This window comes from Kurthia sibirica (genome assembly GCF_003143975.1).
GTDB lineage: Bacteria > Bacillota > Bacilli > Bacillales_A > Planococcaceae > Kurthia > Kurthia sibirica.
On the sequence record NZ_QFVR01000010.1, the window covers coordinates 37,449 to 49,667 of the forward strand.

Consider the following 12,219-nt stretch of genomic DNA (forward strand, 5'->3'; position numbering starts at 1 on the left):
CGTACTAATATTTACAAGTTTGGTAGGATTTAATGGTAAATATTGAGGGTATACTATTGGGGTAAAGGAGAGGTTGCATATGTATAAGCGACAGGAGCGTTTGCTCATTATCGGATGTGCAATAGTATCGGTCGTTATGCTTACAACAATTGTTGTAAGATATATTCTTTAAATAAGGAGGAAATAAAATGTCCAATGAAAGTGCAGTGTTTTTTAGTCGTTTACTGACGGAATTTACATTAACTTTCCATATTATTTATGCAACGATTGGCGTAGGGGTTCCCCTGATGATCATGATTGCGCAATGGATTGGGATCAAGAAGAATGATGAACATTATATTTTATTAGCACGTCGTATTGCTCGTGGTTATGTCATCACAGTAGCAGTCGGTGTCGTTACAGGAACAGCATTTGGATTACAGCTCTCATTATTATGGCCAAACTTTATGGAATTAGCAGGCAATGTTATTGCTCTACCACTCTTTATGGAGACATTTGCTTTTTTCTTTGAAGCTATATTTTTAGGGATTTACCTTTATACATGGGATCGATTTGAAAATCAGAAAAAACATTTCCTACTACTTATACCAGTGGCCATTGGTTCATCGGCATCTGCTATATTTATAACGATGGTAAATGCATTTATGAACTCACCACGAGGTTTTGACCTTGTTGATGGTCAACTGACAAATGTGCAACCTATACTTGCGATGTTAACACCTTCTATGCCAACAAAAGTAGGGCATGTTCTCGTTACAGCTTATATGACAACAGCCTTTTTATTGGCAGCAATTGCAGCTTTCAAGATGTTAAAAGGTTCCAAGCATGTTTATCATAAAAAATCACTCTTTTTATTTATGAAATTAGGTCTTGTTTTCGCCATTGCAACAGCCATAATTGGTGATTTCTCCGGTAAATATTTGAATAAATATCAACCGGAAAAATTAGCAGCAGCTGAGTGGCATTTTGAGACCGATAAGGGTGCCGATCTTATATTATTTGGTGTACTAAATGAAAAAACAGAGCAAATAAAATATGAAATACGAATACCCAAGATGCTTAGCTTTTTAGCAAGTGATAATTTTAATGCAGAAGTGAAAGGATTAAATGACTTCCCGAAAGATGAAACACCACCTCTTTATATTCATTATCTCTTTGATTTTATGGTATCAGTAGGTGTGTTAATGATTGTCATTGGATTGGCTTATTTACTTGGCATTTGGCGTAATTGGAGACTCGTCGATTCACGTTGGTTTAAGTGGATCATTGTAGCGGGCGGACCATTGACCTTCTTGGCAGTAGAAGCTGGTTGGTGGCTCGCAGAAGTTGGGCGACAACCTTGGATTCTCGTCAATTATATGAAGGTTTCAGAAGCAGCTACTACGAGTGATAATGTTGGGTTGATGGCAGCGTTATTTGCTATTCTGTATGTTATTTTAGGTATAGGTAGCGTTGTAGTACTTCGGAGAATGTTCAAAAACAATCCAGTTGAACGTGAGCTAGAAGAACGTCATAACGAGGAGAGTGACCATAAATGAATATTGAAATTTTAGGTATTTCCGTCTTGTGGATTTTCCTGTTTGGATATATTATAGTTGGCTCCATCGATTTTGGCGCAGGTTTTTTTAATGCATATGGTATTTTGACAAATAAACAGCGTATATTATCGACGATTATCCAACGCTATTTATCCCCTGTTTGGGAAGTGACAAATGTTTTCTTTGTATTCTTCTTTGTTGGTATTATCGGATTTTTCCCGAAAACAGCCGTGTATTTTGGTCAACCGATGTTAATACCAGGAAGTATTATTCTTATATTACTGTGTATTCGTGGTTCATATTATGCCTTTGAATCCTACGGTACGAAGGGACATAAAGGTTACGCAACATTATACGGTGCATCGGGTGTCTTGATTCCAGCAGCATTATCCATCACACTGACAATCTCAGAAGGTGGTTTTGTCAGCATCGGAAAGGGTGGACCGGAGCTGGATTTTAAAGCGCTATTTACAAGTCCACTAACTTGGAGTGTCGTCGTACTCTCCATCTCAGCATGTCTCTTTATCTCAGCAACCTTCCTCACATGGTATGCCAATAAAGCCAATGATTTGGAAGCACGTGAACTATTGAAAAAATATGCCTTCTTTTGGGCAATTCCATTAGTAGTGGCGGTAATCGGAATTATGGTGGAATTGAGAAGTCATAATCCACTGCACTATAATCGCATGATGGATATGTGGTATTTATTAGTGCTATCGGCGCTGATGTTTATCGGTACGATTTATCTGCTGTGGAGCAATAAAAAATTTGGTGTCGCAATCGGCTTGGTTATTGGACAATTTCTCTTTGCCTTCTTTGCATATGGAATCGGGCACTATCCATATTTAATGTATCCACACTTAACCATTTATGATTCGTTTACCAATCAATCAATGGCCATCGCTTTAGTCGTAACTTTTGTATTAGGCTTACTTTTATTGCTACCAGCGTTGTGGCTAATTATGAAATTATTCATCTTCAATAAAGATTATGCAAAAGGTAAAAATGATACCCATGTATAAGGAGGATATACTATATGGAAATGTTTATGATTTTTTATGCACCTTTTATCGTCGTCATCTTAGCTGTTGTTATCGGATTTTGGGTAGCAGGAATGGATGGACCGATTAGAAAGCGTCAACAAAAGGATCAATGATTGAGTAGGTGATAAACGAGGGGACTGTCTTTATGACACACCCTCGTTTTGTCGTTTTCTTAACTGTCCGAACGCATCTATTCATGATACAATAGAGAAATTGAAATGGAGGACGTTACTATTATGACTGCACCTGTAAAAAAGAATGACCGCTTAATTGTTCATATAGAAGATTTAACTCATGACGGAGCTGGCGTAGCAAAAGTGGATGGCTACCCATTATTTATTCAAGGTGGATTACCGAATGAATCAGCAGAAGTACATGTAGTGAAAACATTAAAAAACTACGGTTTTGCAAAAATTGTCGACATAAAGGAATCATCGCCTGATCGCGTTGAAGCACCTTGTCCGATTTTTGATCAATGTGGAGGCTGTCAGTTACAGCATCTGTCATATGAAGGTCAATTGAAGTGGAAGCAAAATATGGTTGAAAATGTGATGAAACGCATCGGTAAAATCGATGTGCCTGTCCTACCTGTAAAAGGGATGCAAGACCCTTGGCATTATCGCAATAAAGCGCAAATCCCGTTTGGTGTGGATGGCGATGTACCAATCGCAGGTTTTTACAAAACAAAATCACATCATATCGTGGATACGAATCGTTGCCTCATCCAAGGTGAAGAAGCAGATGCTATTTTAATGGGCTTAAAACCAAAATTGTGGTCGTTAGGATTAACGCCATATGATGAAATTTCACAACGTGGTATTTTACGTCATGTTGTTGTCCGTAAAGCACGTACAACAAACGAAGTAATGGTCGTACTGGTTACAAAAGGGCGTAAACTAAAAGAAAAAGAAGCGATTATAAAAGCGATTATCGAGTTAATTCCAAATGTGAAATCGATTATGCACAATATAAATTCACAAGATACCAACGTTATTTTCGGTAATGATACGCTATTACTGTGGGGGAAAGAAGTCATTGAAGACTATATTGGTGACGTACGCTTTGAAATATCAGCGCGTTCATTCTACCAAGTAAACCCAATTCAAACGGAAGTGTTATATGAACAAGCCTTGGACTATGCTGCATTAACAGGTAAGGAGACAGTAATTGATGCCTATTGTGGTATTGGTACAATCTCATTATTCATGGCGAAAAAAGCGAAAATGGTCATGGGCGTCGAAATCGTCCCTCAAGCCATTGCCGATGCAAAACGTAATGCCGAAATTAATCATTTAACGAATACATTTTTTGAAGCAGGTCCAGCAGAAGAAGTGATTCCACGTTGGTATAAAGAGGGGAAAACAGCCGATGTATTAATGGTTGACCCACCTCGTAAAGGCTGCGATGAAGCATTACTAACAACGATTATCGAGCAAAAACCGCGCAAGGTTGTATACGTATCATGTAATCCAGCAACCTTAGCACGTGACCTACGCATTCTCGAAGATGGTGGCTACAAAACACAGCAAGTCCAACCAGTCGACATGTTCCCACACACAGCACATTGTGAAGTAGTGGCCTGGCTTGAGTTGGTCTAATATATATATCTAATCATTTAATAAGTGGATGAGCTTTTCTACAGTATATGAACTACGACAGTAAATAGTAAACAACACATCACCTAGAGAGATATTTCCCTAGGTGATGTGTTTTTTATGATTCTTAAAGGAATAACCGAATCATTCAGTACTAGTTGAATATAGATGTCTTGTTCCTATCCTCTAGCACGCGTTGATGTCTAACCTATATAGGATGAACTGATACTTATCCTGCTAATAGTGCCAATAAATTCACATCCATCCTCATGCTTTTTGTATATAATCAAAACAAAAATATGCACAATTAGGTTGTATATTATATAAATTGTGCATGAGAGTAAAAAATAATAAGGCACGGAGATAGCCATCCTGATCCGGTGGAAATCATGATAGAGGGTATTGGTGGGAAGTGGAAAGGTTTAATTTTAGACCATGTAATGTCAGATATTAAAGGATTTAATGAATTCAGAAGACTTCACCAAAGACTATTAATGTTGTCATGACCATTAAATGCCACCAAAAGTAGAATATTCTTGCACTGATTCGGAAAAATATGAAACCATTTTGTGATTGTATACTATCTTTTTTAAACCAGAAAAGCAGATAGTTGAAATATATTCTCTTTATTTATTAGTTTTTTCTTTAAAAATCAATACTATTGTAGAAAAAAGCTAGTAAGTATTTTATACTATTAATATATCGGTTTTATTGTGAGTATATACTTACCTTTATGAGGGAACATGGTAGGGAAAATTATTTGAAAATAATGATATAAAGGTAGATAGTGAAAAAATTATCATTATACGTATTAAATTATGAATGAAAAGCAATTATTTTGCTGTCCTTCTTTTAGAAGTTGGATAGCTTTTTTAATGTGAAATTGACTTGTGAGAAAAGGAGAAATTAGATGATAGTTATTGATAGAGAAAAATACAAAATGTCGGTTTTTGAAACTCAAAAAGAGGTGCATGTACAAGTACATGGCTTTATTAAAGAAGATATGGTTGCCGGCTATATTGCGGATTTAGAGACAACTGTTGCTACAGTAATACCAAGAAATTATGTTTTTGTAGTTGATGCGACTTATCAATCACCAGTACCATCTAGAGTAACTGCAGAGTTAGGACCAACAATTATGCTCTATGCAACATTAGGATTTAAAGATTTATATATCATTAACCCCAAATCTAAAATTGCCTATGTACAAGTGCGCAATGCTTTAGAAAATGTTGATTTTCCAGGAACCGTATTTAACACAATTGAAGAACTAAGAGCTAGTTTAGAATACTAATTTTTCATTCAAAAGGGAGTAAATTATGCAGACAGCCACTACTTATAAATATGTTTTTTTAACAGAAGATCAACATGAATTGATAGCGGAGGCGGCCGCTTGTTTGGGCCACACATTCGTTGGTATTAAAGTAGGAGATAAATTCATTCAAGAACCGATGGTTGGTTACTTGCATTTAGAATACGAAGATTTTTATCAGTTTGCTAAAGAATATTTAATAGCAACCGTTAAACAAGGTTACAGTGCAGTCGCTTTAAATGATGATGATCATGTAGTAGGCGTTTTTTGTGGTGATACCAATAAGTTGGAAGTAATCGAAGGTGAATTATTCGAAGGTTCATTTAAAGATATGAACATTATTTCACAGGTATTAGAGGATGTTGATAAAAAATTTGTGATTGATTTTGAAAAAAAATACGCTAAAAAAATGAATGATGGAGAAATTTTACATTTATTTTTATTAGGCGTGATGGCTGAAGAGGGGCGTCATGAAATTGTTCAAGAATTAGGGGATATGCTTATTTCAAAAGCACGAGAAGCAGGTCTTAAACATATACTAGCAGAAGCAACAAATCCTAAATCAATGCGTTTATTGGAGAAATTTCATGGTTTGACAAAGTATAGAGATATGGAAGGTCAATATATTATGCATGCATATGCTGAAAATGCGTGTTTAAAAGCTATACCGACAACAGTAGCAGATGGTACGTATATTATTCTAAAAGAACTATAAAATGATAGGAAGAGAGGAATTTGTTAATGATTAGCACTATGGTACTCATAATTTTAATTTTATTGGGAACGACTATTTATTTTGGTTATCGTTATTTTTCAATAAAAAAATCTGATCATATAAATAAGACTGTTGTAGATGGTATGCATGCCCTATCTGAAGGGACAGCCGTTACAGCCATTAAAGGTACTAGTAAAGATAAAGAAGTATTTAATAAACTAGCGACATTTTTCAAAACGATTCGTGATAAAATTCGTGTTTTTGCGCATAAAGTGAATGAAAAGGGTGAAAATTTACATATGCATGGAGAATATGCAGCTGAAAAAGCTGATATTGTACGTGCAGCTATTGATGAAGTAGGTAAAGGTTTAAAAAAACAACTGATTGCAACAGAAGAGAGTACATTATCTATTGAAGATATAACGGAAGCAATTGAAGAATTATCCATTCGCTCGCATCAGATTTCAGAGCAGTCTAATACAACATTAGAATTAACGCTAGATGGTGACGAAAAAATTAAAGATTCAATGGGGAAAATGAAACAATTTAATGATACGATTAATACAACCTTTGATGCTATTCATGTACTCGGGAAAAAATCCGATGAAATTGGTATGATCGTAAAAGTAATTACAGGAATTTCTGGACAAATAAATTTGTTAGCATTAAATGCTGCTATTGAAGCAGCACGCGCAGGCGAACATGGTAAAGGTTTTGCTGTAGTTGCTGATGAAGTACGTAAACTAGCGGAACAATCACGCCAGTCGGCTTCAGAAGTTTCAAGTATTGTCAAAAATATTCAAGAAGAAACAAGCCGTGTAATCGTATCTATGGAACAGGGGACCTCAGAATTTGCTCAAACAAATGCAACTATTTTAGAGGTTGGCCAAATGTTTGGTCAAATTTTAGAGACAACGCGTGTAATTGCAGAGAATAATTCTAACTCATCAGCTAGTACGGAGGAATTATCTTCAAGTGCTATTCAAATAATGGCTGCAATGAAAGATATTTCGTTTATCTCGCGTGAATCTGTCGAAATGTTTGAAGAACTAGTTGAAATAAGTGATGAGGAATTACGGACAATGGATAGCTTAGTAGATGAAGCAAAACAATTAATGAGTTTAAAAAAAGATACACAAATATTTCTAGAAGTATAAAAAATAGCTATGCTAGTCACAAGTGTGAATTGGCATAGCTATTTATTTATTTTAATGAAAAAATAATCATTTATTTGTTAATATAAGGTAAAAGTATCTATTATTTGGATGTAAATAGCTAAATTTTAATGTATTTTTTATTATATAGGTAATAAGTAACTTGTTCTTATTTTACATTATGATTAATGTGTTTAATAGAGCGGTTTACCGTTAAAAATAGTTCTATAGGAAGAGGTATGGTTTATGGGGATAGGTAAAAAGTTGAATTTATCGTTTTTTGGAATAATTTTTCTGTTGTGTATTGTGGTTGCTACAACATTTATTAACCTTAAAAAAATTGAAACGAAAACAGATGAAGCACTAAATAATAGAGTGGAGCAAATAAGGATAATTGATCAAATTCGCTTTGACGTTGGTATGCAGGGACTTTACTCGCGTGCTTTGATGTTGGAGGAGCAAGCATCCAACAAAGAAAATTTAGTGAAATATAGTTCAGATTTGGATCATCAAGTGGAGCTTTTAGCATCGCGATCAAGAAGTGATGAAATGAAAAAATTTGTGACTGATTTAGCAAAATTTAATGATGACTTTAATGCAAGTACAAAAGAAATGTTAGCAGTATATGATGAAAAAGGAAAAAAAGCAGCTATTGCGATTGTGAACTCGACAATAAAAGCAGCTAATGCTGGTATTTTAGATACGTCTACGAAGATTATTCACTATCAAGAAGAACAACTAAAATTGATAAATGAAGAAACGGCCGATACAATTAGTATTTCTAAAATTTCAGCTATTATTATTTTAATAGTAAGTGTAGTAATTGTCGTATTAATTATTTTATATATTCGAAAAACGATTATAAAACCATTAAATCAAATAGTTAATGTGGCAGAAAATATTGCTAATGGAGATTTGACACAGGAAGATGTACTTGTTAAAACAAAGGATGAAATTGGAAAACTAGGAATAGTATTTAACACGATGAAAAACAATTTAGCATCCTTAATACGTAATGTACAGTCAAATGTAGAACATCTAAGCGCATCAGCAGAAGAATTGTCAGCGAGTACAGAAGAAATTACTGCAACGACACAAGAAATTGCTTCTAATGTAGAAGAAACAGCTCAAGTTGCTCAAAATTCAACAGATTCATCCGCAGAAAGCGCTTCTGCAATGGAAGAAACGGCTATTGGTGTGCAAAGAATTGCTGAATCAACACAAGTATTATTATCAAATGCTGTCGATGCCAGTGATTCTGCTAAACATGGCGATGAAATTATTGGACATGCTAAAACACAAATGAAAATAATTAATGATTCGACAATGACAGTTAATGAACTTGTAAAAAAATTAGCCCAACAAACAGATGAAATTGGCAATATTACGCAAGTAATAACAGCTATAACAGATCAAACGAATCTACTAGCGTTAAATGCGGCAATAGAGGCGGCACGTGCAGGTGAACATGGCAAAGGTTTTGCCGTTGTCGCAGATGAAGTACGCAAACTTGCAGAAGAGTCGAAGCGTTCAGCTAATTCAATTGTAAGTTTGACGCTGGAAATTCAAGCAGATACAGTCAATGTAGAGCGTGCAGTGACAGAATCACTGGCATCGGTAACAGATGGGGTACAGATTATTGGAGAAGCAGGTTCATCATTCTCCACAATTGCTTATGCAGTTAGTAAAATGACAACACAAATTGAAGAGATTTCTGCCACTTCTGAAGAATTATCAGCAAGTGCAGAAGAAGTAACTGCCTCAGTTAGTGAAATTGCTAGTGGAGCTGCCAATGCTGCTACCAATTTGAAAATGATTGCCTCTTCAATGGATGAACAAACTACAACCATGGAACAAGTAAGTGATGTTGCTGTGAGTTTAAGCGATAATGCACAAGAATTACAAGATGAAATACGTAAATTCCGCGTATAATTTTATTGTAATCATACAAATGTGAATACAAAAAAGCGTATAATTTGAACTGCACCCCAGTGGTTAGACATAATCTAACAAATGGAGGTGCAGTTTTTTAGTTTATATTAATTAGGAAAGCTAAAAATATATATTTTTAAAGAAAATAGCTAGTGTACGATACATAATAAGTATATAGTATGATTTTTTCTATATTAATAGGTATTTTATCCCTTGTTTTATATGTATTTTATGTCTAATGTAATACATATTAAAAATATTTAATGAGAAAAGTAGTTCATTAGAAAGAGGTATATCATGAGTATAGGAAGAAAATTAACTTTGGGTTTTATGGCTATGGGGTTACTACTATGTGTGATCGTAGGCGTAACATTTTTAAATCTGAATAGTATAGAAAAGAAAACAGATGAAGCATTAGATAATAGAGTGAAACAAATTGGTGTCGTAGATACCATTCGCTTTGATGTCGGGATGCAAGGATTATATGCACGCGCAATTATGATTGATGAAACGAATTATAATAAAGAAAAGCTTGCATTTTATCAAAAAGATTTACATGATCAAATTACATATTTAGGCACTTTAGTACGTAGCGATACGATGAAAAAACATATGTTAGAGCTAGAAAAGTATAAGACAAACTTTAATAGTGCAGTGGACCAAGTATTGGAAAGTGTAGAAGCAGATAAGAAAAAAGAAGCTATTCACATTGTTAATACCGCTATAAAAGATGCAAATGTAGGTATTTTAGATACGACAACAAGTATTGACCAATATCAACAGGCACAACTGAAAATAATTAGTAAAGATACAAAATCAAAAATAAAATCTTCAAAAACAATCGCTATTATTATACTCGTAATCAGCATAGTCGAAGTGCTTTGGTTGAGTATGTATCTGAGAAGAACGTTAACGGCGCCGATTAAAAAATTAGTGTTAGAAGCCGGAGTTATTGCAAATGGTGATTTATCACAAGCAGACCTTCTTGTGAAAACAAATGATGAAATTGGTCAGTTAAGCAAAGAATTTAATACGATGAAAAATAATTTAGCATTCCTCATCCGAAATATTCAAAGTAATGTAGAGCAGCTAAGTGCATCGGCTGAGGAATTATCTGCAAGTACAGAGGAAGTGACAGCCACTTCAACAGATATTTCGATGCGCGTAAATCAAACATCAACGGCAGCGACGAATTCAGGTGTAGCAGCGAACGAAAGTGTTCATGCGATGGAAGAAACGGCTGTTGGTGTACAACGTATAGCAGAATCTACTCAAGATCTGTTGTCGAAAGCAGTCGATGCAAATCATTCTGCGATGTCTGGCGGTCAAATAATTGATGAGGCAAAAACGCAAATGCAGGATATCAATACTTCGACGAATAGCGTCAATACACTTGTGCAAAAACTTGCACAGCAAACTGAGGAAATTAGTCATATTACACAAGTAATTACAGCTATTTCGGATCAAACGAATCTATTGGCATTAAATGCCGCAATTGAAGCAGCACGTGCTGGTGAGAATGGTAAAGGTTTTGCTGTTGTCGCGGATGAAGTGCGTAAACTTGCAGAAGAATCGAAGAAATCAGCGAACTCAATTGTCCAGCTAACAAATGATATAAAGGCAGATACAGTTAACGTAGAAAAAGCGGTTACCATGTCTATGCAATCTGTAATAGATGGAGTCAAAATTATTGGTGATGCAGGTGAATCATTTGCGGGGATTTCCAAATCAGTTAACTATATTACAAGGCAGATTGAAGAAGTATCAGCTACATCACAAGAAATATCAGCTAGTGCTGAAGAAGTGACAGCTTCTGTGACCGAAATAGCACACGGGGCGAACGATTCGGGTGAACATTTACGATTGATTGCAGAATCTATTGTAGAGCAATCATCTACCATGGAACAAGTAAGTGATGTCGCTGTATCATTAAGCGAAAATGCACAACAATTACAAGATGAAATACGTAAATTTAAAGTATAAATACAGCTTATTTTTAAATTCAACTTTTGTATTAATGTCGGGTGTGATGTATGCTTTAGAAGGCATGGGAGGCAATTATTTTGCAAGCAGTGGTTTCAACAGGCAAGAACCCTACCAATTCAGAAATAGTGTTATTGTTTTCGTATCTATTTACGCCACTATTTTAGTCATGAGCATATTAACTTTTGTAAAAAGAGCAAGATCATAAATAGGAGGTTTTCAACTTGAATGAACAAGATTTAAATAAGTTATTCCCAATCGCGGATGACGTTATGCAAAGTATTTTCCCTACGTTAGAAAAAGAGCAACCGGACTATTATGAGGGCATTATTGCTATACTCGTAAAAGATCTTCTCACTGCTGATTTGGCGGCTATGACAGATGCTGAAATTAAAGCACAAATGGCAGCAAATCTAGATACATTCCGAAAAATTTTAGCTTAATAAAAAACGTCTAGTACACAGAGTGAATCGGTGCACTAGACGTTTTTATTTGGAGTCAGCTTCGTTTACATTATGATAAATGAAGTAAGCTGTAAAGAGGATCAGTAACAAAGTGATGGTAATTTTGATGTAGGTATACGTATTGAAAAAAGTGGAGAAGGTACTCAAAATAATCATGGAGGCAAGGATAATCAGTAATAGCCCTAACATTTTTTTATTCATGATCTCCCTCTTTTCTAATAATTCTAAATATTTAATTACATCATACCATATAAAAGGAACTTACGAAAAGTGACATCCCTCTCTTTAGTAGAGAGCGGTAGTTAGACCAGGCTCTTCCTTTATGAAAAAGAATATTGTTTTTTATGGAATAAGAGCCTGGGAAGATACGTTAACAGAATATAGTAGCATTCTATAGATTACTGGCTGTCTGCTACTTGTCCTTGACTAAATTGCCAATTTGTAAACAACTCAACATCATCGTGATAATATGTTAAAATGAAC

General features: G+C 35.1%; 11 protein-coding genes. 10 read left to right on the plus strand and 1 reads right to left on the minus strand.

Features of this window, described 5'->3' with window-relative positions:
• Positions 1 to 188 precede the first annotated feature (188 nt).
• The 10 genes from DEX24_RS09035 (at position 189) to DEX24_RS09075 (ending at position 11,715) form a co-directional block, all read left to right on the plus strand.
• Complete coding sequence (locus DEX24_RS09035) at positions 189 to 1,538, plus strand: cytochrome ubiquinol oxidase subunit I (RefSeq protein ID WP_109306104.1); 1,350 nt, start codon at positions 189 to 191, stop codon at positions 1,536 to 1,538.
• Positions 1,535 to 2,560, plus strand: a complete 1,026-nt coding sequence (locus DEX24_RS09040) for a cytochrome d ubiquinol oxidase subunit II (RefSeq protein WP_109306105.1) — start codon at positions 1,535 to 1,537, stop codon at positions 2,558 to 2,560. Before DEX24_RS09035 ends, DEX24_RS09040 begins: the two co-directional genes overlap by 4 nt.
• A gap of 14 nt (positions 2,561 to 2,574) precedes the next feature.
• A complete protein-coding gene (gene cydS, locus DEX24_RS17825) occupies positions 2,575 to 2,694 on the plus strand; it encodes a cytochrome bd oxidase small subunit CydS family protein (RefSeq protein ID WP_373863564.1) in 120 nt (39 codons plus the stop codon).
• A gap of 123 nt (positions 2,695 to 2,817) precedes the next feature.
• Positions 2,818 to 4,179, plus strand: coding sequence for a 23S rRNA (uracil(1939)-C(5))-methyltransferase RlmD (rlmD, locus tag DEX24_RS09045; protein ID WP_109306106.1), 1,362 nt, complete (start codon positions 2,818 to 2,820; stop codon positions 4,177 to 4,179).
• Between the two features lie 937 nt (positions 4,180 to 5,116).
• Entirely contained in the window at positions 5,117 to 5,470 is a 354-nt protein-coding gene (locus tag DEX24_RS09050; protein WP_246131377.1) for a hypothetical protein, read from the plus strand.
• A 25-nt stretch (positions 5,471 to 5,495) separates the two neighbouring features.
• Positions 5,496 to 6,203, plus strand: a complete 708-nt coding sequence (locus DEX24_RS09055; protein WP_109306108.1) for a hypothetical protein — start codon at positions 5,496 to 5,498, stop codon at positions 6,201 to 6,203.
• A 26-nt stretch (positions 6,204 to 6,229) separates the two neighbouring features.
• Complete coding sequence (locus tag DEX24_RS09060) at positions 6,230 to 7,360, plus strand: methyl-accepting chemotaxis protein (protein WP_109306109.1); 1,131 nt, start codon at positions 6,230 to 6,232, stop codon at positions 7,358 to 7,360.
• A 243-nt stretch (positions 7,361 to 7,603) separates the two neighbouring features.
• A complete protein-coding gene (locus DEX24_RS09065; RefSeq protein ID WP_109306110.1) occupies positions 7,604 to 9,289 on the plus strand; it encodes a methyl-accepting chemotaxis protein in 1,686 nt (561 codons plus the stop codon).
• 297 nt (positions 9,290 to 9,586) lie between these two features.
• Entirely contained in the window at positions 9,587 to 11,272 is a 1,686-nt protein-coding gene (locus DEX24_RS09070) for a methyl-accepting chemotaxis protein (RefSeq protein WP_109306111.1), read from the plus strand.
• A gap of 224 nt (positions 11,273 to 11,496) precedes the next feature.
• Positions 11,497 to 11,715: a hypothetical protein gene (locus tag DEX24_RS09075; RefSeq protein WP_109306112.1), complete on the plus strand. Its 219-nt coding sequence runs from the start codon at positions 11,497 to 11,499 to the stop codon at positions 11,713 to 11,715.
• Between the two features lie 45 nt (positions 11,716 to 11,760).
• On the opposite strand, the gene DEX24_RS17180 is transcribed toward DEX24_RS09075, so the two are convergent.
• A complete protein-coding gene (locus DEX24_RS17180) occupies positions 11,761 to 11,937 on the minus strand; it encodes a hypothetical protein (protein WP_170112897.1) in 177 nt (58 codons plus the stop codon).
• Positions 11,938 to 12,219 lie beyond the last annotated feature (282 nt).

Excerpts from the sequence above, each read along its gene's own strand:
- DEX24_RS09035 (WP_109306104.1), top strand. The coding sequence starts at position 189 with ATGTCCAATGAAAGTGCAGTGTTTTTTAGTCGTTTACTGACGGAATTT.
- DEX24_RS09040 (WP_109306105.1), top strand. The coding sequence starts at position 1,535 with ATGAATATTGAAATTTTAGGTATTTCCGTCTTGTGGATTTTCCTGTTT.
- cydS (WP_373863564.1), top strand. The coding sequence starts at position 2,575 with ATGGAAATGTTTATGATTTTTTATGCACCTTTTATCGTCGTCATCTTA.
- rlmD (WP_109306106.1), top strand. The coding sequence starts at position 2,818 with ATGACTGCACCTGTAAAAAAGAATGACCGCTTAATTGTTCATATAGAA.
- DEX24_RS09050 (WP_246131377.1), top strand. The coding sequence starts at position 5,117 with ATGTCGGTTTTTGAAACTCAAAAAGAGGTGCATGTACAAGTACATGGC.
- DEX24_RS09055 (WP_109306108.1), top strand. The coding sequence starts at position 5,496 with ATGCAGACAGCCACTACTTATAAATATGTTTTTTTAACAGAAGATCAA.
- DEX24_RS09060 (WP_109306109.1), top strand. The coding sequence starts at position 6,230 with ATGATTAGCACTATGGTACTCATAATTTTAATTTTATTGGGAACGACT.
- DEX24_RS09065 (WP_109306110.1), top strand. The coding sequence starts at position 7,604 with ATGGGGATAGGTAAAAAGTTGAATTTATCGTTTTTTGGAATAATTTTT.
- DEX24_RS09070 (WP_109306111.1), top strand. The coding sequence starts at position 9,587 with ATGAGTATAGGAAGAAAATTAACTTTGGGTTTTATGGCTATGGGGTTA.
- DEX24_RS17180 (WP_170112897.1), bottom strand. The coding sequence starts at position 11,937 with ATGAATAAAAAAATGTTAGGGCTATTACTGATTATCCTTGCCTCCATG.